Origin of the sequence: Pseudomonas sp. CAM1A (assembly GCF_047501685.1) — a bacterium.
Taxonomy (GTDB): domain Bacteria; phylum Pseudomonadota; class Gammaproteobacteria; order Pseudomonadales; family Pseudomonadaceae; genus Aquipseudomonas.
Map to the genome: position 1 here is coordinate 438740 of NZ_JBFNXP010000003.1, position 21229 is coordinate 459968.

The following is a 21229-nucleotide window of genomic DNA, read 5'->3' on the forward strand; positions in this document are numbered from 1 at the left end:
AATCTGGCAAGGCGGAGTCTTACATGCGAATTCTGGTCACCGGGGCGAGCGGCTTCATCGGCGGGCGCTTTGCGCGTTTCGCCCTGGAGCAGGGCCTGGAGGTGCGGGTCAATGGCCGGCGGGCAGAGGGTGTGGAGCATCTGGTCAAGCGTGGGGCGCAGTTCATCCCGGGCGACCTGGGCGATGCCGAACTGGCCCGGCGCCTGTGCCAGGGCATGGACGCGGTGGTGCATTGCGCGGGGGCCGTGGGCACCTGGGGCCGCTACCAGGATTTCCACCAGGGCAACGTGATGCTCACCGAGAATGTGGTCGAGGGCTGCATCAAGGAGCATGTGCGGCGCCTGGTACACCTGTCGTCGCCGTCGATCTACTTCAACGGCCGTTCACGCCTGGATATCCGCGAAGACCAGGTCCCGCGCCGCTTCCACGACCACTACGCGCTGACCAAGCACCTGGCCGAGCAGAAGGTGTTCGGCGCCCAGGAGTTCGGCCTGGAGGTGCTGGCGCTACGCCCGCGCTTCGTCACCGGTGCCGGCGATGCGAGCATCTTCCCACGACTGATGCGCATGCAGGCCAAGGGGCGCGTGGCGATCATCGGCAATGGCTTGAACAAGGTCGATTTCACCAGTGTGCACAACCTCAACGAGGCACTGCTGAGCGCGCTGTTCGCCGAGGACCAGGCCTTGGGCCAGGCCTACAACATCAGCAACGGCCAGCCACTGCCGCTGTGGGATGTGGTCAACTACGTGATGCGCCGCATGCAGTTGCCCCAGGTCACCCGCTATCGCTCACCCGGCTTGGCCTACACCCTTGCGGCGCTCAACGAAGGTGCCTGCCTGCTTTGGCCCGGGCGCCCGCAGCCGACCCTGAGCCGCACGGCGGTGCAGGTGATGAGCACGAATTTCACCCTCGACATCAGCCGCGCGCGCCAGTACCTGGACTATCGGCCGGCGACCGATGTGTGGGCCGCACTGGATGAATTCTGCAGTTGGTGGCAGGCGCAACCTGGGCAACGCTGAACCTGTGCGCGGGATGATGGTCATCAGTGCGCCGCCCAGGCGGTTTATACTCATGCCTCTTTGCTACCACTGCGGTTGAATGCACCCATGCGTAACGACGCCCACGATGATTTCGACGATGTGCCCACCCTGCGTGCCGGCACCCCCGATGACGACGAACTGTTGCCCGCCCATGTGGCCCGCAGCCGCCAGAAGGCGGTGCGCCCGCGCAGCAACGGCCCGCTGTGGGCCCTGCTGGGTGCCTCGTTCATCGCCTTGGGCGGACTTGGCTGGTGGAGCTTCCAGCAGATCACCTTGATGGAACAGCAACTGGTAGCGACCCAGGAAAGCTTTGCCCGCATCAGCGAGGAAGCGGCCGGGCGTTTGCAGGCGATCAGCGGCAAGGTCGATGCTAGCGAGTCCAGCAGTAGCACCGGCAGCGAGGCGTTGAAGCTGCAGATCCGTCAGTTGCAGGCCTCGCTGGCCGAGCAGGGCAAGCAGCAGCAGGGCGTCGCCGGGCAGGCGGGCGACCTGGGCAAGCGCCTGGAGCAGGTGCTGGCCGACACCCGCGAGCAGCAGAAGGCGGTAACCGAGCTGCAGGGGCAGTTGCAGGCGCAGCTCAAGGCGGTCAATGCCGAGCTTGCGGCGCTCAAGTCGGGCCAGGTGGACGGTGGCAAGCTGGATGGCCAGCTCAAGAGCCTGAGCAGCGAGGTGGCGGCGCTGAAGAAGCAGGGCAATCCGAGCGCGGCCATCGAGAGCCTGGAGCAGGATGTGCTCGTGCTCAAGAGCCAGGTCGACAACCGCCCGGCGGCGGCCGGTGGTGCCTCGGTGCAGGAATTCGATGCCTTCCGTGGGCAGGTGACCCGTAATATCAGCACACTGCAGAGCCAGATCCAGAACCTGCAACAGCAGATCAACGCCCGCCCGTGACCGCGTTTTTGCGCCCTCGCCCGTAGCACCCCTGCGTTCTCCAAAGCCCCGTGCGTGGCCAACGCCCGGGGCTCCCTCATTGTTGGTGGCCAACGTTTTCAGATAGCGCTTGCACTCCACAGGTACTCGTGAACCTGGGTGCAACCGCGTCTGCGTTCAGGCCTGGGACCTTGCGCAACTAGCATTTCTGTCAGGTGTGGGCCTGGATGGACTTTGTTATTACTGCTTCACCCTGACGGTGGCGGCCAATCAGTCGCGACCACGATTTCGGCACCCTGTCATCCGGGGCTGAACATCATCCGGGCCAATGACAAGGTGGTGGTGCCTGCATTCAGGTACCGCGCAATTCACGCTCGCAACAGCACACACCTGCACACGCCAAATGCAAGGGGAGGTTGTCATGAATACGCCTGCTCACCCGTTGATCAGCCGCGCAAAAGCGACTTCGACGCTGGTCTTTCCGAAGTTCGCGATGGGCGATGCCATCGTTGAAGATCTGATCGATGACGGTACCGGAAAAGTTGAATTGCTGCCTAAAGCCAAGCAAGGAGACGCACTAAAGGTAAAGGTACCGAACTGGCCAGAGTCCGTGGAAGACTTCATCATCGCGTTGACTTGGGACGATGTGCGTCTCGATAGCATTCCTGGTGCTTTCCACCAAATAACTGCGGTAGAACAGGCGGACCCTAATTTCCAGTTCGAGCTCAGCGTGCCTGCCACCTATTGGGACTCGGTGGCAGGCGGGCAGGATGTGCGGTTTCGTCTGGGCTATGACGTCCAACCGTTCCCGGATGACTCCTGGGACGTAGGGCCCCGTCGTTTTGTGCGCATCGACCGGGAGGCTCCGGGTGGCAGCGATGGTGCGTTGGCCAAACTGCAGTTTCCCAAGGTAGTGGAGGAGAGGCGGCGCATTCTGGTGACCGACTTCACCTCCGGCCTGCTGGACACCGAGATCAAGGGGTATGTGTCGCAGCAGGTGGGTGACCAGATCATGGTCACCATGACCGACGGCACTACGAGTGTTCCGATCGGGCCGATTATCGTAGCTAGCGCAACTGATCCCACTCGCGTGCCATTACCGTTGGTCGAGTTGCAGAAGCTGGCCGGCCGAAAACCCATCACCTTCACCTACCAGTCGACTGACCGGGCGGGGAACGTGTCGCTGGTTTCGGTCCCGCACGACACGCTCGAGTTGCTGTTGAAGGATATCCCGGACCTGCTGCCGGTTCCCGAAGTGCCCGGTTTCGATGATGTGGGCGACCCACCCATTCTAGAGGAGGATGCCCGGGCGGGGGTGGAGGTGAATATTCCCCAGATCAACGATGTCGCACTGGGGGACGAGATTGTCGTGCTGTGGGGCGTGCAACGTGACGCCCCGCAGCGGGTCGAGCGAATTCCAGCACCGCCGGATCCACTGATGGTGCTCAAGCTGCCCTACCCACTGACCAGCGCGGAAACAGAGCATGGCCCGGTAGCTGTCACCTATGAACTGTGGCGAGCCGATTCGTTGATCGGTACATCGGATGGCGCTGCGACTGTACAGGTCGATCTGCGGGTGCCCGGCGGCCCCGACCCAGATCCGGAAACGCCCGAGCATGACGACCTGGTGCCCGCCACGATCAAGGGTAATAGCACAGGGCAGGACGACAAGTTGGACCCCGAGGACATCGCGGCAGGCGCCAAGGTGACCATTGCCTGGATGGGGGTCAGTGCCAAGGAAGTCCTAGCCGAGGGGGACGAGCTCGGGCTGCTGTGGGGGGGGCAGTCGCTTCACCCGCTACCCCCTCTGGTCAGTGCGGCTGAAGCCGCCGCGAAGGACCCTATCATCCGTGATGTTCCTGCCACGCTGTTGGGTACCGAGCCCAGCGGTGATGTAAAAATGGTCTATGCCGTCACCCGGGAAACCGAGCCGGGGGGGCCGAAAAACACCTCGTTTTCACCGCCCAAGCTGGTCAAGGTCCTGCGTGCCGACGAGTTGCCGGGGCAAGGGGACCCACTGCCTTCGTTGGAGTTCACCAAACTGAACGGCAACGGTGCCATTGGCCGGGATGAGGCACAACGCGAGCTGCCGGTGCGTATCGCCGCGTACAAAGGTATGGCGCTCGGCGATGTGATCGTTATCACGGTCGATGGCAAGCGCGGCCTTGGGATGCCAGACGATCCGATTCCCGGCTTCCCGGCGATCGAGCCGTCGTTCCGCATCGAGCAGCACCATATCGACGAGGGTGAGGTGGTACTAGCGCTCAAGCGCCAATATGCCTACATGGTTTGCCGAGGTCACCTGCATGTGAGCTACACCGCCAGCAACGCTTACGGTTCGGTGCCTGCGACGCATCAACCCACACCCGTCTCCGTGCGTGAGGCTGGTGAGGATAGCTGCCCCATTCCCACCCAACGCTACTGAGGCCACCCCCCTGGCGAGCGCCCGCTCGCCAGGGGCTTTACCTAGGAGAAGGATGCCATGTCCGCAGAACTGCCGCGCAATCGCGCCGCTGTCGGTAAACACGCCGCGCCACCCCCCGAACCTGTGATCCCTGCGGCTTTTGAGGGCAGGGGGATTGGCTTGCGCTTGCTGGATGATGAACAGTCGCCACTGAAGGTCCAGGTGCTGGCGATCCACATGCAACCGAACGACCTCGTCACGCTGTATTGGAACGACGATGAAATAGAACGCAAGACGGTCAGCTCGTCGGTGATCAAGCGAGTGCGCAAGGCACAGGCACTTGGTATCGAATCCAGTACCTATCTTGATTTCGACGTACCGCCGTCGAAGATCCCCGAGGATGCTGGTGAGGTCTGGTACAAGTGGAAAGACGATGTCGGGGGGCAGGAAGATGAGTCGTTAAAGCTTGAAGTCATGGTCAAGCGCAGCTTGCCTGGCGGTGTCGACCCCGACCCCAGCACCCCCTTCAACGACAACCTGGATATGCCGAGAGGCATCCCGCCTTTCATCGACGCTGACCAGGCTGCCAAGGGAGTGGAGGCCATCATCATGGGCGGCTACCCCAACCGTGGGCCGAATGATCGCTACGAGCTCCAATGGCATGGCGAATCCATCAAGGGGGCGGTGCCTCCAGGTTCGGATGATTTCACTGTCACGGTCGGAAAGGACATCATCGAAAAGGTCGGCAGTGTCGAAAAACTGATCGTGCGCTATGAGATTCGCGACGAGGTCAACAACCGCTCGCTGTGGTCGCCTGAGGCCAACGCCGAGGTCGATCTCTCCGAGCGTACGCTGGACGCGCCGGTGGCCTTGGACGCCGACGAGAACGGCGACATCGATTTCAACGCTTTGGAGGGGGCACCGCTCAAGGTCAGGATCGAACCTTACCGCGATATTGAGGACGGCGATCAGTTGAAGCTGACCTGGACGGGTGTCAACGCCAACCAGGAACGCCTGGACCCTGTAGACCAAACCCATACCGTGACTCAGCAGGAAGTCATTGACGGCATTGTGCTTGAGGTGGGGAATGACTTGGCAGCCGCGGCATTGCAAGGTGGTGGGCTGCTGGAGTACCAGGTCAACGATCAGCTGGGGCGCAAGTCGCAGGTACTGGAAATCACCGTCTCGGGCAGCCTTGACCTCGACGCGCCCAGCGTGGATGAAGCCAGTGGCGGGATGCTCGACCCGCATGATGTGCCGGACGACGGTGTAACCGTTCGCATCGCCGCCTACGCGCATATGGCCGTGGGTGACGAAGTGTCGTTGTGGTGGCAAGGCACTGATGCGGATGGCGCGCCTCACGAAAAAAATTGGACTTTGCCTGTGACGAGCGTCGGCGAAATCAAGCACCTCGTCGAGAAGGACCTGGTGCTGGCGTTGGTGGGTGGGACGCTGGAGTTGTTCTACAAGCTGACAAGTAAAGGGGGCGCAAAGTCCGAGTCTGCCAGGTGCGAACTGGTGGTGCCGGTCGATTTGCGACGCCCTGCTGTGGAGAAGGCGTTCGGGGACGATAACGACCAGCTCGATTTCCATCGGGATTTTGCCGATGCGTCGCATGTGAACGTTACGGTTCCGCGATACTCCGGCATGACAACTAACGACAAGGTAGCAGTGGTCTGGACCGGCCCGAACTTCCCCTACCAAATGCCGTGGCAGACGATCACCGCCCCTGGGGAAGTGGTGTTCCCGTTGCCACGGGTGGTGTTGCTGGACGCGATCGGAACAACGGTCGAAGTCAAGTACCTCGTCATGCGTGGTGGTGAGCCGTCCGAGGTAACGTCGGAGCCACTGGCGTTGACCGTGCTTGCCCAGAAGCTGGAGCTTGCGGCCCCCCGGTACATGTCCTTCGGGGGAGTCAATCCAAGGTTCATCCTCCGATATCCCGATATCAAGGACGGGGACAAAGTCTTGATTCGCTGGCAGGTGGATCCGGCACTTGAATCTACCCTGCGCGAGGCCACGCTCGATGTGTACAAGGACGGGCAATACTATCTGGTCGAGGTAAATCCAACCTGGTCCCAGGACGACAGGCGCAAGAATGTGTTCGTCAACTACTCCATCCAAGTGGACGGTTCAACGCTGTATTCCCAAGTGACATCATTTCAACCTGTGTGACCTTGGCCTCGTCGGCGATGCGCTGGGTCTTTGCGCAAGGAGCAGTGTTTACCTATGGATTGGTAAGAATTCTCCTACATAAGTTTTTGCTTCTTTTGCCGAGACTGCGGCCAATTGGCTGCAGTCTGGCGACCGATTTCAACTGGCCTTTCGGTAGCTCTGGTAAGAAATGAGAGCGGGAGAACAACATGAAGGTAATGCATGCAAGAGTCCCCCTGAGCATCGCCGTCGGCCTGGCGATGATGGGAAGCGCCGGGCTGGTCGAGGCGGTGCAGGTGATCGACAACCGTTCCGAGGTGGTCAGCGGTCCGGTCGCGGACAACTATGTCGTGCAAAACCGTGGAGCCTTGGAAGTCACCGCCACGGGGAGTACCGAAGGCATCGATGTGCGCAGCCGCTCGACACTCATCGTCAATGGCGGGGAAGTAGCCGGGCAGGGCGCCCAGGTAGGGGTCGCCCTGTCTGGCGAAAGCACTGCGACTCTGATCGATGCGACCGTATCTGGCGGAACGTTCGGCGTGTCGGGCAACACCCAGTCGAGCATGCAGGTGCAAGGCGGCACCATCATCGGCAACAATGGCGCCTCGTTCACGGGGGGCAGTACGCTGAGCCTCTCTGGTGCGGCCGTTACCGCCAGGACAGGGGTCGGTGCCTTCATGCTCGGTGCCACATTGAACGCCTCGCAAGGCTCGGTCATCACTGGCCAGACCGAGGGGGTGCAAATGCGTCAGGGCACCACGGCCACGGGTGGTGGTGACACGCGCATGACACTGGACGGCTCGACCGTCGAAGGCAAGACGGGGAGCGCCATCCTCGTGCGCGATTCCGCGGACGGCAACAAGGGCACGGTGAACATTCTGGTGGGCAACAACAGCCAGCTCATCGGTGGCAACGGCAACATCCTCGAGGTCACCCGTGGCATGACCGCCGACTTCACGGCAGACAACAGCCGGTTGTCCGGGGACGTGGTTGTCGACGACACCAGTACGGCCAACCTGCTGTTTCGCAATGGGGCGTCGCTCAGGGGCAACCTGGTGAATGTGCAGAGCCTGACGCTGGAGAGCGGCGGGCGCTGGACCATGACCCAGGATGCGCAGGTGGGCGACTTGTCGCTGGACGACGGCACGGTCGACTTCACTGACCGGGACACGGTGGCGGGCTTCAAGACCCTGACCGTCGACAGCCTCAAGGGCTCGGGTATTTTCGTGATGGACGTCGACCTGGCCAGTGGCACGGGTGATCTGTTGAAGGTTACCGGCGCCGCCGAGGGCAACCACCAGTTGAGCATCGCCAGTACCGGCGCCGACCCTGTCGAAGGGCAGGCGCCGCACCGGATCGTCGAAACCGGCGGCGGCGATGCAACCTTCGGCCTGTTGCACGATATCGATTTCGGTACCTACACCTACACCCTGGAAAAAGGCGAGGGCGAGGACAACTGGTACCTGGTACAGAAATTCGACGACAGCGGCAACCCGATCGTGACGCCGGGCGCCCGTGCGGTGCTGGGGATGTTCAGCGCCGCGCCCACCGTCTGGTATGGCGAGCTGTCCTCGTTGCGCAGCCGCATGGGCGAATTGCGCCTGGGGCATGGCCAGGGCATCTGGATGCGCAGCTACGGTAACCGCTACAACCTCTCGGCGGGCAACGCCGTGGCCTACCAGCAGGATCAGAACGGCGTGAGCTTCGGTGCCGACGGCGCGCTGCCGGGCCACGACGGGCGCTGGCTGCTCGGGGTGATGGGCGGTTACAGCGAGTCCGACCTGGATTTCAGCCTCGGTTCATCCGGCAAGGTCAAGAGCTACTATGTCGGTGTCTACAGCACCTGGATGGCCGACAGCGGCTACTACGTCGACGCGGTGCTCAAGTACAACCGCTTCCGTAACAGCAACGACGTGGTGATGAGCGATGGTCGCAAGACCAAGGGCGAATACCACAATGACGGCCTGGGTGCCTCTGTGGAGGTTGGCCGGCACTTCAAGCTGGATAATGGTTGGTATGTCGAGCCGTTCACCCAGCTGTCCACGCTCTGGGTCGATGATGACAGCTACACGCTGGACAATGGTATGCGTGCCCAAAGCGATGGCGCCAACTCGGTGCTCGGCAAGGTCGGTGCCCAGGTCGGGCGCAGCCTGGCGCTGGACAACGGCAGTATCCTGCAGCCCTACCTGAAAGTCGCGGCGGCTCACGAGTTCATCAACAGCAACAAGGTGAAGGTCAACGATAACCACTTTACCAATGACCTGTCCGGCACGCGTGGCGAGGTGGCCGTGGGGTTGGCCGCACAGGTGTCCGAGGTGCTGCAGCTGCATGGCGAGTTCCAGTACAGCAACGGCAAGCACTTCGAACAGCCGTATGGGGTCAACCTGGGCCTGCGCTACAACTTCTGACTGCCTGGCAAGCCCGCTCCTGCTGGTCCTGTAACAGACTACATCCGCGGGTAATCGATATACCCTACAGGCCCCCTAGCGTAGAACATCTCCGGACGCGGCGCATTGAGCGGCGCATCGGCGGCCAGGCGCGCGGGCAGGTCGGGGTTGGCGATGAACGGGATGCCGAAGGCCACCGCATCGGCCTTGCCGCTGGCCAGGGCCGCGTTGGCGCTGGCCTTGTCGAAGCGCTCGTTGACGATGTACGGGCCGCCGAACGCGGCCTTGATCAGCGGGCCGATGCTGTCATCGGCTTCCTTCTCCCGCGAGCAGATGAAGGCGATACCACGCTTGCCCAGCTCCCGTGCCACGTAGGTGAAGGTCTCGGCACGGTCGGCGTCGCCCATGTCGTGGGCATCGGCGCGTGGCGCCAAATGCACGCCCACACGGCCTGGGCCCCACACCTCGATGGCGGCATCGGTCACTTCCAGCAGCAGCCGTGCGCGGTTCTCCAGCGAGCCGCCATAATGGTCTGTTCGCTGGTTGGTGCTGCTCTGCAGGAACTGGTCGAGCAGGTAGCCGTTGGCGCCGTGGATCTCCACACCGTCGAAGCCGGCGGCCTTGGCGTTCTCGGCGCCGCTGCGGTAGGCCTCGACGATATCGGCGATCTCCTCGGTTTCCAGCGCCCGCGGGGTCGGGTAGTCACTGAGCGGGCGCACCAGACTGACATGGCCTTTGGGCTGGATCGCGCTGGGGGCCACTGGCAGTTCGCCATTTAGGTGCGACGGGTGGGAGATGCGCCCGACGTGCCACAGTTGCAGGAAGATGCGCCCGCCCGCGCCGTGGATGGCCTTGGTCACGTTGTGCCAGCCACGCACTTGCTGGTCGTTCCAGATGCCTGGAGTATCCGGATAGCCGACGCCCATCGGCGTGACCGAGGTCGCTTCGCTGAGGATCAGGCCGGCGCTGGCGCGTTGCACGTAGTACTCGGCCATCAGCGCGTTGGGCACGCGACCTTCGTCGGCGCGGCAGCGGGTCAGCGGGGCCATGATGATGCGGTTGGGCAGGTCCAGGTCGCCCAGGGTGATCGGGTCGAACAGCGTAGTCATGTGCAAAGCCTCGCTTGGATCAGGTCAGAGCTCTTGGCTCATTTGCTCGAGGAACGCTTTGATGGTCGCCTCGTTGCGTTTGAAGAAATGCCACTGGCCGATCTTCTGGCTGCTGATCAGGCCGGCGCGTTGCAGGGTGGCCAGGTGAGCGGACACGGTCGACTGCGACAGGCCGCAGCGCTGGTCGATCTGCCCGGCACACACACCGTGTTCGGTGCTGTGGTGCTGCTCGGGAAACTGCGCGGCCGGGTTTTTCAGCCAGTTAAGGATGTCTCGTCGGACCGGGTGGGCCAGGGCTTTTATGATTTCGTCGAGATCGAGGGGCATGCGTGGCTCGTGGTATGTAGCGGTATATCGCGATGGAGCGAAATATAAATCGCTGTATCGCGATATACAAATATGAAAGGGTTCTGAGGCAAGCGTCAATGGCTATATCGGCTCATGACGATATAGGCGCTGGCGGTGCTAGACTGGCGCCATGAACTACCTCGCGCACCTTCACCTAGGCGGTCCCGCGCCGCAACAACTGCTCGGCAGCCTGTATGGCGATTTCGTCAAGGGCACGCTCGAGGGGCGTTTCCCACCGGCGCTGGAAGCTTCGATCCGGCTGCACAGGTACATCGACAGCTACACCGACAGCCACCCGCTGGTGCTGGCGGCGCTGGCGCGTTTCCCGCGCGAGCGCCGCCGTTTCGCCGGGATCGTGCTGGATGTGTTTTTCGATCATTGCCTGGCCAGGCACTGGGGGGAGTACGCAGAGCAGCCGTTGGCGCAGTTCACCGGCGACTTCTACAAGGTGCTGCTGGCCGAACCGCAGCTGCCGGGCCGGCTGGCGCGGATCGCGCCGTTGATGGCAGCGGATGACTGGCTGGGAGCGTATGGCGATTTCGCCACCCTGGAGCAGGTGTTCGCCGGGATTGCCCGGCGCCTGTCGCGACCTGAGGGGATGGCAGGGGTGATGGTGGAACTGGAGCGATTGTACGAACCGTTGCTGGTGGACTTTCGCGAGTTCTATCCGCAATTGCAGGCATTTGCCCGGGCACAGCAATCGGCCTGAGTCGGCAATCGCCGACTCAGGCTGCCCGAGCCTGTCGCCTCGGCGCCACCTCGACGTTCTCTGCGCCGAACAGCGCCAGATGCACCGCCTGTTGCGCTTCGAAAGCCAGTACCGCACGTTCCTTGCCCGCGCTGCCGATTGGCGGCAACAGGTGGATCAGCACTTGCCCGCGGTCCTGCGCGAACAGCCGCATCAAGTGGGAAACCAGGTCGTCCTCGCCAATGAACGGCGCGATAGGATCGGTCTGGCCCGCGCGCAGGTACTGGATTGCCACCGGCTGCAGTGGCGTGTTCTGGTCGATCGCCCCGGCCAGCAGGCGCCCATGGAAGGTACGCAGGCTGCGACCGTCCGTGGTGGTGCCTTCGGGGAAGATCAACAGGGGGCGTTGTTCGCCCAGTTGCTCGCTGATTTGCTCGCGCAGGCGCTGGGCATCGCCACCGCCACGGCGGATGAACAGGGTACCGGCTTTCTCGGCCAGCCAGCCGGCCAGCGGCCAGTGGCGCACCTCGGCCTTGGACAGGAACGACAATGGGGTAAGCATGCCGAGCAGCGGGATGTCAGTCCACGACACATGGTTGCAGACCCACAGCATTGGCTGTTGCGGCAGCTCGCCCCTGATCTGGACTTCGAAGGGCAGGGCGGCGACCAGACGCCCCATGAACATCCGAGTCCAGCGCTGGCGCTGTTCTATCGAGGCGTTCAGCCCCAGACGCTCGCCCAGGGCGATGACACTGGCCATGGCCAGCCCCAGGGTCAGCACCAGGAACAGCCGCAGCAGGCGGGCGCCGGCCCGCAGGCGCGGCATCAGACTGCTGCCTTGAAGTGACGGGCGTAACGCGGGCAGAGGTCGTCGCGCTTGAGCAGGATGAACACGTCGGCAACCTGGAAGTCCTCGTCCCAGCACGGCTCGCCGCAGATCTTCGCGCCCAGGCGCATGTAGGCCTTGAGCAGCGGCGGCATTTCGGCGATGACGTTGTTCGGCAGTGGCAGGCTGGGCAGCGGGTTCTTCGGCTCGGCACGCAGGTGCTCGGTGCACAGGTAGCGTTCGCGCAGGCGTTGCATGATTGCGTGGGCCTGCACGCCGCCGTCCTGCATGGGGATGCTGGCGCAGCCCATCAGGTAGCTGTAGCGGCCTTCGTTGAGCACTTCGGCCAGTTCGCTCCAGAGCACGGCGATGGTGCCGCCGTTGCGGTAGGCCGGGTCGACGCAGGTGCGGCCCAGTTCGAGGATCGGGCCCTGCAGCTGCAACAAGCCGTGCAGGCTGAACTCCTCTTCGCTGTAGAAGCGGCCGAGGCTGCTGGCGGCCTGGTGGTCGAGCAGGCGGGTGGTGGCGACCAGCTGACCGGTGGCCAGGTCGCGCACGCCGATGTGGCGGCAGTGGATGTCGTAGTCGTCCATGTCCAGGCCGTGTTCGGCGCCCTTGAGCTTGGCCTTGAATTCGGCGCTGAACACCTTGAAACGCAGGGCCTGTGCTTCCTGCAGGGCCGCGGCGCCGACCAGGCGTTCGGCTTGCAGACGGCGTTCAGTGCTGGTGTCGCCAGAGCGAGCGATCCGGGTCATCGTGAGTCTCCATAAGCCAGCCAAAGGGTTGCGGCCGGTCGGCTTTGTTGTGCAAAGTCAGCCTAGGTACGCCCGGTGTCACCCCCGTGAATCTTTGGTGATGCTTGCGTGACACCCCTGAAAGGAGCTTGTGATGGCCTGGTTGCAACGACTCAACGATCCCCTGCGCCACCCGTTGGCGGCGACCCTTAGTGAAACCTATGCGGCGGTGCTAGAGCGTCTGGGCGCGGTGGCACCGTTCGAGCTGGCGGTCCTGGGCGGCCGTGCCATGGCCACGCCCGGGCTGGCGTTCCTGCTCGGCTACCAGGCGGCACTGCGGGTGCTGTGGCCCAGCGCGCCGGCCAGCCTGGGCGCGTTGTGTGCCACAGAGCGGCGCAGCGTGCGCCCGGCAGACATGCATACCCGCCTGGACGGCCTGCGCCTGACCGGCAACAAGGACTTCGTCACCGCCGGGCTGGACGCTGAATGGCTGTTGGTGGCGGCGCGCCACGAAGGACCGGGCGAGGCGCCGCGGTTGCAACTGGCGGTGGTCTATCCGGGGGAGCCCGGTGTAAGCCTCGAGGCCTTGCCGACCCTGCCGTTGATGCCCGAAGTCGGCCATGGCCGGCTGCTGCTCAAGGCGGCGGCGTGTGAGTTGCTCGCCGGTGATGGTTGGGACGCCTACGTCAAGCCGTTCCGTTCCCTCGAAGACCTGTATGTGCTCGCCGCGCTGGTGGCCTGGCTGCATGGCGTTGCCCAGGAGTGCGCTTGGCCGCAGACGCTGCGCCTGAAGCTGATCGGCCTGCTCGCCGGGTGCGCCGAGGGCAGTCGGCAATGCCCGGACAGCGTGGCCTGCCATTTGCTGCTGGGTGGCCTGTTTGCCCAGTTCCAGGGCTTGCGGGGCGAGATCGACCAGGCATTGGCCGCAGGGCCGGAGCACTGGGCGCAGTTGTGGCAACGCGACCAGGGCGTGCTGGCGCTGGCCGGCGCGGCCCGTGACAAACGCCTGGCCAAGGCCTGGGCTGCCGCTGGATTGTCATGAAAGCCTGAGAGGCTGGGGGAACCTTTGAACCTGGACCGCTGTGCGCCCCATCGCGGCTGAAGCCGCTCCTACAGGTCATGCGCAACCTCCGTAGGAGCGGCTTCAGCCGCGATGGGCTGCAAAGCAGCCCCTTGCAGGACTCCCCATGAAGGCAGTGATGCTTGTCCTGGCCATGACCGCTGCCTCGGCCTTGGCCGAAGACTGGCCCTCGGCGCAGTGGCCAGTCGATAACGCCGTCATCGACTGGCAAGCCGTGGACACCTACGCCTTCGCGCCACGCGATACCGAGCGCGGCGGCATTCGCACCGATGCGTTGTTGATCATCCGCGACGGGCGCATTCTCCATGAACGCTACGCCGAGCCAACCCGTGCCGACACTGCGCACCTGACCTGGTCGGTGAGCAAAAGCGTGCTGGCCACGGTCATGGGCGCGGCCTACGGCGAAGGGCGCTTCCAGCTCGAAGATCCGCCTGCCCGTTATTATCCGGCCTTGCAGGCGCACCCAAGGTTGCGCCTGGCCGACCTGCTGCATTGGGCCAGCGGCCTGGCCTGGCAGGAAGAATACGAATACGCGCCGCTGAAGTCGTCGGTGGTGGCCATGCTCTACACCCGTGGCCGCACCGACATGGCCGCCTACACGGCGTCCAGGCCCGCCGCCAGTGCGCCCGGCACGCAGTTCGTCTACTCCAGCGGCGACAGCAACCTGCTGGCCGCCAGCCTGCGCGGCATGCTCGCGCCTGAGCGCTATGCCGACTATCCCTGGCAAGCCCTGTTCACCCCGCTGGGGATCGACAGCGCTGTCTGGGAGCGTGATGGCGCGGGCACTTATGTAGGCTCCTCGTACCTCTATCTCAGTGCTCGCGATCTGGCGCGCATCGGCCTGTTGATGCAGCGTGACGGGCGCTGGCACGAGCAACAGTTGCTGCCGGCCGAGTGGGTGGCGTTCAACCGCACCTTGTTCAGCGCCGCGCAGCCTGTGCCGGGCGAAGCCAACCCCGGCGGGCACTGGTGGCTCAACCAGCCATTGCCCGGCCAGCCGGTGCCGTGGCCGGATGCGCCGAGCAACACGTTCGCCGCCCTCGGCCACTGGGGCCAGGCGCTCTACGTACTGCCCGCGCAAAAACTGGTGATCGTGCGCTACGCCGATGACCGCGATGGCAGCTTCAGCCACAACGAACTGCTCAAGCGGGTGCTGGCAGCCGTGGCCAGGGAGGGCGCATGAAGCGGATCGTGCTCCTGCTGCTTCTGGCCCTGTCGGTCTGGGTCTGGCACGAGCGCCAGGCGTTGGCGGACTTCCCGGGTATCCTTTCGGCCTACTCGGCTAAAGAGTACTGTTCGTGCCGGTTCGTGATGGGGTTCCCTGAGGCCTATTGCCGGGGCTATGTGCGCCAGTACCTGCCCTTGGGCCTGCTGGAAGAGGACAGCCCCCGGCGCCTGGTCACCGCCGAGGGGCTAGGTCGGCGCAACCAGGCGGCCTGGCACGGCAACCGCGAAGGCTGCCGCTTGCTGCCATGAAACCGTGCGGGTAAGGTTGACGGCCTTGATTCACAGGATTTCACATGTTCAAGCCGTCCCGTCTGCTGCCCGCCCTCCTGCTCGCCTTGTGCCTGCCCGCCCATGCCAACTGGCACCTGGATGGCGAATCCTCGCGCCTGTCCTTCGTCACCGGCAAGAATGGCAATATCGCCGAGGTCAACCGTTTCCTGGTGTTGCATGGCAAGGTCGACCGCAAGGGCGCGGCCGAGGTCAGCATCGAGATGGACTCGATCAGCAGCGGCATCCCACTGCGTGACGAGCGCATGCGCGATGGTCTGTTCGCCTTCGAGCAGTTCCCCGAGGCCACGGTGCAGGCGCAGATCGACCTGCGCCCGATCAACGACCTGGCCAACGGCGCGCAGCTGGAGCTGCGCCTACCGGTCAGCGTGACCCTGCATGGCCAGACCCGCAGCTACAACACCCTGCTGCTGGCAACGCGCCTGGACGAACGGCGCTTCCAGGTGGTGACGCTGGAGCCGCTGATCCTGCGCGCCTCGGAGTTCGGCCTGCTGCCGGGCCTGGAGAACCTGCGCAAGCTGGCCGGGCTCAAGTCGATCAACCCCTCGGTGCCGGTGAGCGCGGTGCTGATCTTCACCGCCCGCTGACATGCCGGGGCCGGTCTTCCCGTGGCGGGATGGCAACCAGTTCGAACTGCTGATCGACGGCCCTGAGTTCTTCCCGCGCATGCTGCTGGCGATCGTGCGTGCCGAGTACCAGGTCGATCTGGAGCTTTACCTGGTCGAGGCCGGGGCGTGCGCCGAGGCGGTGGTCGAGGCCCTGGAGCAGGCCGCGCAGCGTGGCGTGCGGGTGCGTTGCCTGTTCGACGACTATGGCTCACTGGCTTTTACCTCCCCCTTGCGTGAGCGCCTGCAGGCGGCGGGTGTCCAGCTGCGCTGGTACAACCGCCTGCGCTGGCGCCGGGGCTTGCGCAACCTCTACCGCGATCATCGCAAGCTGTTGTTGGTGGACGAGCGCTGGGCGGTGGTTGGTGGTACCGGGGTCACCGACGAGTTCTGGACACCCGATGCCGACACCAGCGAGTGGCACGAAGTCATGGTGCGCATGGAGGGGCCGATCGTCACCGACTGGCAACTCTTGTTCGACCGCCAGTGGCACGCCAACCAGCGCCGTACCGCCTGGCGCCCGCCCGAGGGCTTCGGCCTGCCGCGCCTGCCCCAGGTGCCGGCGCAGGGGCAGGGCATGGGCCGGGTAGCCTATGCCGACGCCCGTCAGCACAAGGACATCCTGCATGCGCTGGTGCGCGCGCTGAACAGCGGCCAGCGGCGTATCTGGCTGGCCACGCCGTACTTTCTGCCCACCTTCAGCGTGCGCCGCTCGCTGCGCCGGGCCGCGCAGAACGGCATCGACGTGCGCCTGCTGCTCACCGGCCCGCGCACCGACCACCCGGCGGTGCGCTATGCCGGGCATCGCTACTACCCCCGGCTGCTGCGCGCCGGAGTGCGGATCTTCGAGTACCAGCCCTGTTTCCTGCATCTGAAAATGGTGCTGGTGGACGACTGGGTCAGCGTCGGTTCGTGCAACTTCGACCACTGGAACCTGCGTTTCAACCTCGAGGCCAACGTCGAGGCCATCGACCCTCCGCTGAGCGCCGCCGTGGCCGCGAGCTTCGAGCGCGACTTTGCCCTTAGCCAGGAGGTCGATCTGGCGCGCTGGCATGCCCGGCCGCTGTGGCGGCGGGTGCAGCAGCGGCTGTGGGGCTGGCTGGACCGGCTGGTGGCCAACCTGCTGAATCGCCGCGACTAGCGGCGTATATCGCCGCTACACAAAGCAGACTATCGTGCTGGGATTGTTCCCAGACAACCGAAGGAGTGGATGCGATGACGGCGAAGAAGATTCTCATGCTGGTGGGCGACTATGTGGAGGACTACGAGGTGATGGTGCCGTTCCAGGCCCTGGCCATGGTCGGTCATACCGTCCATGCCGTGTGCCCGGAGAAGATTGCCGGGCAGACGGTGCGCACGGCGATCCACGATTTCGAGGGTGAGCAGACCTACAGCGAGAAGCCCGGGCACAATTTCGCCCTGAACTACGACTTCGTCCAGGTGCGCGCCGAGCGTTACGACGCATTGTTGATTCCCGGTGGCCGCGCGCCGGAGTACCTGCGGCTGAACGACAGGGTGCTGGAGCTGGTCAAGGCCTTCGACCTGGCTGGCAAGCCCATTGCCGCGGTGTGCCATGGGGCCCAGTTGCTGGCGGCGGCTGGAGTGCTGGAAGGGCGCGAATGCAGCGCCTACCCGGCTTGCGCGCCGGAAGTACGTCTGGCCGGTGGCAAGTTCATCGATATCGCGGTAGATCAGGCGCATGTGGACGGCAACCTGGTGACGGCGCCGGCATGGCCTGCGCATCCGGCGTGGCTGGCGGCGTTTTTGAAAGTGCTGGGAACCCGGATCGCCTGACCGGCACGCTCCCACAGGGGGCGTGTACCTATCGGCCACTCGGTAGCGGTCATGGAGAAATACCTGTCGCGCAGGGGAAAGGCCGCAGGGCAGGGTGGGTGCTAGGGTGGACCTCAGTCATAGCCATCGACAGGACGACCGCCCCGCATGGAAATCCGCTTGCTCCATGGCGCCGCCATCGCGCCTTACATCGATGACCTCGCGCATCTGCGGCTGACGCTGTTTCGCGAGTTTCCCTACCTGCTGGACAGCTCCCTGGATCACCAGGCCGATTACCTGGCCAGCTACGCCGAGTCCGGGCGCAGCCTGGTGGTACTGGCGCTGGACGGCAATCAGGTGGTGGGCGCCGCCACCGGCCTGCCGCTGGTGGATGTAGATCCCGAGTTGCAGCAACCGTTCCTTGCCCAGGGGCGTGACCCGGCTTCGGTCTACTACTTCGGCGAGTCGGTACTGCTGCCGGCCTATCGTGGACAGGGGCTCGGCGTGCGCTTTTTCATCGAGCGCGAGTCCTATGCGCACAAGCTGGCCGAGTTCGACTGCTGCGCGTTCTGTGCGGTGGAGCGCCCTTCCGGGCACCCGCGGCGCCCGGCGGACTACAAGCCGTTGCAAGGTTTCTGGCGCAACCGTGGCTTTCTGCATGAACCGTCGTTGCGTACTGCCTACCGTTGGCGGGATCTCGACGAGCAGGCGCAGTCGGCCAAGATCATGTCGTTCTGGCTCAAGGCGCTGCCTGCTTAGTTTTCGGGGCTGTGAAACGACAGCGGCCCCCTCGCGGGGCAAACCCGCTCCCACGTGAGATTGTGGGAGAGGGCTTGCTCCGCGAGGGGGCCGCTGCTGTTACAGGTGGAGGCTTACTTCACTTCCACCGCCAGGCTCTCGGCGATCTTGCCCTGCCACAGCGCGGGGCCTGTGATATGCACCGACTCGCCCTTGCTGTCCACCGCGACGGTGACCGGCATGTCCTTCACGTCGAACTCGTAGATCGCTTCCATGCCCAGCTCGGCGAAGGCCAGGACCTTCGATTTGCGGATGGCCTGGGCCACCAGGTAGGCGGCGCCGCCGACGGCCATCAGGTACACGGCCTTGTTGTCCTTGATCGCCTCGATGGCGGTAGGGCCACGCTCGGACTTGCCGATCATGCCCAGCAGGCCGGTCTGCTCAAGGATCTGGCGGGTGAACTTGTCCATGCGGGTGGCGGTGGTCGGACCGGCCGGGCCCACCACTTCGTCACCGACCGGGTCGACCGGGCCAACGTAATAGATGAAGCGGCCTTTGAGGTCGACCGGCAGTTCTTCACCGCGGTTGAGCATCTCGACCATGCGCTTGTGCGCGGCGTCGCGACCGGTAAGCATCTTGCCGTTGAGCAGGATGGTCTCGCCCGGCTTCCAGCTGGCGACTTCTTCCGGGGTGATGTCGTCCAGGTTCACGCGGCGGGCGCTCGGGCCTGCTTCCCAGACGATTTCCGGGTAGGCGTCCAGCGACGGCGCTTCCAGCTCGGCAGGGCCGGAACCGTCGAGCACGAAGTGGGCGTGACGGGTGGCGGCGCAGTTGGGGATCATGCACACCGGCAGCGAGGCGGCGTGGGTCGGGTAGTCCATGATCTTGACGTCGAGGACGGTGGTCAGGCCGCCCAGGCCCTGGGCGCCGATGCCCAGCTGGTTGACCTTGTCGAACAGCTCCAGGCGGATCTCTTCGAGGCGGTTCTGCGGGCCACGGGCCTTGAGCTCATGGATGTCGATGGACTCCATCAACACTTCCTTGGCCATCACCGCGGCCTTCTCGGCGGTGCCGCCGATGCCGATGCCGAGCATGCCAGGCGGGCACCAGCCAGCGCCCATGGTCGGGACGGTCTTGAGCACCCAGTCGACGATCGAGTCGGACGGGTTGAGCATGGCCATCTTCGACTTGTTTTCCGAACCGCCGCCCTTGGCCGCGACATCCACCTCGACCTTGTCGCCGGGGACGATGGAGTAGTGGATCACAGCCGGGGTGTTGTCTTTGGTGTTCTTGCGGGCACCGGCCGGGTCGGCCAGGATCGAGGCGCGCAGGACGTTCTCGGGCAGGTTGTAGGCGCGGCGTACACCTTCGTTGATCATGTCGTCGACGCTCAGGGTGGCGCCGTCCCAGCGTACGTCCATGCCGACGCGGATGAACACGGTGACGATACCGGTGTCCTGGCAGATCGGGCGGTGGCCGGTGGCGCACATGCGCGAGTTGATCAGGATCTGGGCGATCGAGTCACGCGCGGCAGGCGACTCTTCACGCAGGTAGGCCTCGTGCATCGCCTGGATGAAGTCGACGGGGTGGTAGTACGAAATGAATTGCAGGGCGTCGGCGACGCTCTGAATCAGGTCGTCTTGCTTGATCACGGTCATGCAGCGCGCTCCTCTTAAAGACGGGAACATTCGTAAAGGCACACCGACAACGCACACCGGTATGTCGGGCATGCCTGGCAAGGCGCCGGCTGGTCGGGCCGGCACAAAAAAGGCGCGGCAGTATACCGTGCCCTGCCTGCGGAAACACCTGCACGTGGTCTGGACCAAGGTCGGCAGGGAAGGGGCATCCTTTTTGCTGATGACATGCGATGCTGTGGCATCGGCAGCGCTTCGCGCTCCATCGCCGGCAATGCATAGGCCCTGTGCAAGCCGGCTTGCCGGCGATGGGGCGCAAAGCGCCCCCGGAAAACCTTGAATCGAATGAGAAACCTGACCATGCCCGAACTTTGCGTGGGCGAGCGCCAATGGGCAGTACCAAGCGGCAGCAATCTGCTGGATGCCCTCAACGAGGCAGGCCTGAATGTGCCCTACAGCTGCCGCGCCGGCAGCTGCCATGCCTGCCTGGTGCGTTGCCTCGATGGCCTGCCCGTGGATGCCAGACCCGAGGCCCTGAGTGCGGCCCAACGCGATGAGGGCTGGCGCCTGGCCTGCCAGTGCTCGGTGGCCGGCGATCTGCGGGTGGCGCTGTTCGACCCGCTGCAGGATGGCCTGTCGGCCACGGTGGTTGCACTGGATTGGTTCGGCGACGTGCTGCGCCTGCGCCTGCGTCCAGGCCGGACGCTGCGCTACCAGGCCGGCCAGCACCTGGTGCTGTGGTGCGGCGACGTGGCCCGTCCCTACTCGCTGGCGAGCCTGCCGGGAGAGGGTGAGGCGTTGGAGTTTCATCTGGATTGCAGCCGCCCCGGCGCGTTTTGCGACAGGGCCCGGCAGTTGCACGTAGGCGATGCGTTGAGGCTGGGCGAGCTGCGCGGCGGGGCGCTGCACTACGACCCTGACTGGCAGGCGCGGCCATTGTGGCTGCTGGCGGCGGGCACCGGGCTGGCACCCTTGTGGGGCATTCTGCGCGAGGCGCTGCGCCAGGGGCATCAGGGCGAGATTCGGCTGCTGCACGTGGCGCGCACACCAGACGGGCACTACCTGGCCGAGGCGTTGCAGGCGCTGGAAGGGGTGAGCGTGGAGTTGCTGCTGGCCGAACAGTTGGATGAGGCGCTGGCCGGTTTGCACCTGGCGTCGCGCCAGACCATGGCCTTGTTGTGCGGGGCGCCGGGGAGTGTCGAGCGCTTTGCCCGGCGGTTGTTCATTGCCGGGGTGCCGCGTAATCAGGTGCTGGCGGATGTGTTTACCGAGCATGCCTAGGCGTTAAAAAGATCGCGGGGCAAGCCCGCTCCCACGCAGGTAATG

The 21229-nt window shown here is 64.5% G+C and carries 19 protein-coding genes; 14 read left to right on the forward strand and 5 right to left on the reverse strand.

Translation table 11 applies throughout. The annotated features are described in order from the left end of the window. Positions 1–23 precede the first annotated feature (23 nt). The 5 genes from ABZO33_RS10460 to ABZO33_RS10480 all read left to right on the forward strand — a co-directional run bounded on the left by ABZO33_RS10460 (position 24) and on the right by ABZO33_RS10480 (position 8873). Positions 24–1019: an NAD-dependent epimerase/dehydratase family protein gene (locus ABZO33_RS10460; protein ID WP_414535965.1), complete on the forward strand. Its 996-nt coding sequence runs from the start codon at positions 24–26 to the stop codon at positions 1017–1019. A gap of 87 nt (positions 1020–1106) precedes the next feature. Beyond that, complete coding sequence (locus ABZO33_RS10465) at positions 1107–1928, forward strand: ATPase (RefSeq protein ID WP_414535966.1); 822 nt, start codon at positions 1107–1109, stop codon at positions 1926–1928. Positions 1929–2328: 400 nt separating this feature from the next. Then, positions 2329–4332, forward strand: a complete 2004-nt coding sequence (locus ABZO33_RS10470; protein WP_414535967.1) for a hypothetical protein — start codon at positions 2329–2331, stop codon at positions 4330–4332. A gap of 57 nt (positions 4333–4389) precedes the next feature. Next, positions 4390–6486, forward strand: a complete 2097-nt coding sequence (locus ABZO33_RS10475) for a hypothetical protein (RefSeq protein ID WP_414535968.1) — start codon at positions 4390–4392, stop codon at positions 6484–6486. A gap of 197 nt (positions 6487–6683) precedes the next feature. Beyond that, positions 6684–8873 carry an autotransporter outer membrane beta-barrel domain-containing protein gene (locus ABZO33_RS10480; RefSeq protein WP_414535970.1) on the forward strand — a complete coding sequence of 730 codons (2190 nt, stop codon included), beginning with the start codon at positions 6684–6686 and terminating at the stop codon, positions 8871–8873. A gap of 38 nt (positions 8874–8911) precedes the next feature. On the opposite strand, the gene ABZO33_RS10485 is transcribed toward ABZO33_RS10480, so the two are convergent. Together ABZO33_RS10485 and ABZO33_RS10490 are read right to left on the reverse strand one after the other, a co-directional pair. Next, positions 8912–9961, reverse strand: a complete 1050-nt coding sequence (locus tag ABZO33_RS10485) for an alkene reductase (RefSeq protein ID WP_414535971.1) — start codon at positions 9959–9961, stop codon at positions 8912–8914. Positions 9962–9985: 24 nt separating this feature from the next. Then, entirely contained in the window at positions 9986–10288 is a 303-nt protein-coding gene (locus tag ABZO33_RS10490; RefSeq protein ID WP_414535972.1) for an ArsR/SmtB family transcription factor, read from the reverse strand. Positions 10289–10439: 151 nt separating this feature from the next. Between ABZO33_RS10490 and ABZO33_RS10495 the strand changes: the two genes are divergently transcribed. Beyond that, entirely contained in the window at positions 10440–11018 is a 579-nt protein-coding gene (locus tag ABZO33_RS10495) for an ACP phosphodiesterase (protein ID WP_414535973.1), read from the forward strand. Positions 11019–11034: 16 nt separating this feature from the next. On the opposite strand, the gene ABZO33_RS10500 is transcribed toward ABZO33_RS10495, so the two are convergent. Next, positions 11035–11823 carry a lysophospholipid acyltransferase family protein gene (locus ABZO33_RS10500; protein WP_414535974.1) on the reverse strand — a complete coding sequence of 263 codons (789 nt, stop codon included), beginning with the start codon at positions 11821–11823 and terminating at the stop codon, positions 11035–11037. Next, the gene (gene olsB / locus ABZO33_RS10505) at positions 11823–12578 is read right to left on the reverse strand and encodes an L-ornithine N(alpha)-acyltransferase (RefSeq protein ID WP_038705508.1); all 756 of its coding nucleotides are present in this window, start codon (positions 12576–12578) and stop codon (positions 11823–11825) included. Before olsB ends, ABZO33_RS10500 begins: the two co-directional genes overlap by 1 nt. 133 nt (positions 12579–12711) lie before the next feature. On the opposite strand from olsB, the gene ABZO33_RS10510 reads away from it, so the two are divergent. From ABZO33_RS10510 to ABZO33_RS10540, 7 genes are all read left to right on the forward strand, one after another. Beyond that, positions 12712–13599: an acyl-CoA dehydrogenase gene (locus tag ABZO33_RS10510; protein ID WP_414535975.1), complete on the forward strand. Its 888-nt coding sequence runs from the start codon at positions 12712–12714 to the stop codon at positions 13597–13599. 145 nt (positions 13600–13744) lie between these two features. After that, on the forward strand, positions 13745–14821 hold the full coding sequence (locus ABZO33_RS10515; protein ID WP_414535976.1) for a serine hydrolase domain-containing protein: 1077 nt from the start codon (positions 13745–13747) through the stop codon (positions 14819–14821). Then, positions 14818–15114, forward strand: coding sequence for an amidase (locus ABZO33_RS10520; RefSeq protein ID WP_414535977.1), 297 nt, complete (start codon positions 14818–14820; stop codon positions 15112–15114). Before ABZO33_RS10515 ends, ABZO33_RS10520 begins: the two co-directional genes overlap by 4 nt. A 44-nt stretch (positions 15115–15158) precedes the next feature. Further along, positions 15159–15740, forward strand: coding sequence for a YceI family protein (locus tag ABZO33_RS10525; RefSeq protein WP_023632820.1), 582 nt, complete (start codon positions 15159–15161; stop codon positions 15738–15740). A gap of 1 nt (position 15741) precedes the next feature. Beyond that, positions 15742–16899 carry a phospholipase D-like domain-containing protein gene (locus ABZO33_RS10530; RefSeq protein ID WP_414535978.1) on the forward strand — a complete coding sequence of 386 codons (1158 nt, stop codon included), beginning with the start codon at positions 15742–15744 and terminating at the stop codon, positions 16897–16899. 74 nt (positions 16900–16973) lie between these two features. After that, a complete protein-coding gene (locus tag ABZO33_RS10535) occupies positions 16974–17552 on the forward strand; it encodes a DJ-1/PfpI family protein (protein ID WP_414535979.1) in 579 nt (192 codons plus the stop codon). 147 nt (positions 17553–17699) lie between these two features. After that, positions 17700–18290, forward strand: coding sequence for a GNAT family acetyltransferase (locus ABZO33_RS10540; RefSeq protein WP_414535980.1), 591 nt, complete (start codon positions 17700–17702; stop codon positions 18288–18290). Positions 18291–18403: 113 nt separating this feature from the next. Here the strand turns inward: ABZO33_RS10540 and ABZO33_RS10545 are convergent, their stop codons facing one another. Continuing rightward, a complete protein-coding gene (locus ABZO33_RS10545) occupies positions 18404–19927 on the reverse strand; it encodes a fumarate hydratase (RefSeq protein ID WP_186713142.1) in 1524 nt (507 codons plus the stop codon). A 336-nt stretch (positions 19928–20263) separates the two neighbouring features. On the opposite strand from ABZO33_RS10545, the gene ABZO33_RS10550 reads away from it, so the two are divergent. After that, positions 20264–21184, forward strand: a complete 921-nt coding sequence (locus ABZO33_RS10550; RefSeq protein WP_414535981.1) for an iron-sulfur-binding ferredoxin reductase — start codon at positions 20264–20266, stop codon at positions 21182–21184. Positions 21185–21229: the final 45 nt, after the last annotated feature.

Excerpts from the sequence above, each read along its gene's own strand:
- ABZO33_RS10460 (WP_414535965.1), top strand. The coding sequence starts at position 24 with ATGCGAATTCTGGTCACCGGGGCGAGCGGCTTCATCGGCGGGCGCTTT.
- ABZO33_RS10465 (WP_414535966.1), top strand. The coding sequence starts at position 1,107 with ATGCGTAACGACGCCCACGATGATTTCGACGATGTGCCCACCCTGCGT.
- ABZO33_RS10470 (WP_414535967.1), top strand. The coding sequence starts at position 2,329 with ATGAATACGCCTGCTCACCCGTTGATCAGCCGCGCAAAAGCGACTTCG.
- ABZO33_RS10475 (WP_414535968.1), top strand. The coding sequence starts at position 4,390 with ATGTCCGCAGAACTGCCGCGCAATCGCGCCGCTGTCGGTAAACACGCC.
- ABZO33_RS10480 (WP_414535970.1), top strand. The coding sequence starts at position 6,684 with ATGCATGCAAGAGTCCCCCTGAGCATCGCCGTCGGCCTGGCGATGATG.
- ABZO33_RS10485 (WP_414535971.1), bottom strand. The coding sequence starts at position 9,961 with ATGACTACGCTGTTCGACCCGATCACCCTGGGCGACCTGGACCTGCCC.
- ABZO33_RS10490 (WP_414535972.1), bottom strand. The coding sequence starts at position 10,288 with ATGCCCCTCGATCTCGACGAAATCATAAAAGCCCTGGCCCACCCGGTC.
- ABZO33_RS10495 (WP_414535973.1), top strand. The coding sequence starts at position 10,440 with ATGAACTACCTCGCGCACCTTCACCTAGGCGGTCCCGCGCCGCAACAA.
- ABZO33_RS10500 (WP_414535974.1), bottom strand. The coding sequence starts at position 11,823 with ATGCCGCGCCTGCGGGCCGGCGCCCGCCTGCTGCGGCTGTTCCTGGTG.
- olsB (WP_038705508.1), bottom strand. The coding sequence starts at position 12,578 with ATGACCCGGATCGCTCGCTCTGGCGACACCAGCACTGAACGCCGTCTG.
- ABZO33_RS10510 (WP_414535975.1), top strand. The coding sequence starts at position 12,712 with ATGGCCTGGTTGCAACGACTCAACGATCCCCTGCGCCACCCGTTGGCG.
- ABZO33_RS10515 (WP_414535976.1), top strand. The coding sequence starts at position 13,745 with ATGAAGGCAGTGATGCTTGTCCTGGCCATGACCGCTGCCTCGGCCTTG.
- ABZO33_RS10520 (WP_414535977.1), top strand. The coding sequence starts at position 14,818 with ATGAAGCGGATCGTGCTCCTGCTGCTTCTGGCCCTGTCGGTCTGGGTC.
- ABZO33_RS10525 (WP_023632820.1), top strand. The coding sequence starts at position 15,159 with ATGTTCAAGCCGTCCCGTCTGCTGCCCGCCCTCCTGCTCGCCTTGTGC.
- ABZO33_RS10530 (WP_414535978.1), top strand. The coding sequence starts at position 15,742 with ATGCCGGGGCCGGTCTTCCCGTGGCGGGATGGCAACCAGTTCGAACTG.
- ABZO33_RS10535 (WP_414535979.1), top strand. The coding sequence starts at position 16,974 with ATGACGGCGAAGAAGATTCTCATGCTGGTGGGCGACTATGTGGAGGAC.
- ABZO33_RS10540 (WP_414535980.1), top strand. The coding sequence starts at position 17,700 with ATGGAAATCCGCTTGCTCCATGGCGCCGCCATCGCGCCTTACATCGAT.
- ABZO33_RS10545 (WP_186713142.1), bottom strand. The coding sequence starts at position 19,927 with ATGACCGTGATCAAGCAAGACGACCTGATTCAGAGCGTCGCCGACGCC.
- ABZO33_RS10550 (WP_414535981.1), top strand. The coding sequence starts at position 20,264 with ATGCCCGAACTTTGCGTGGGCGAGCGCCAATGGGCAGTACCAAGCGGC.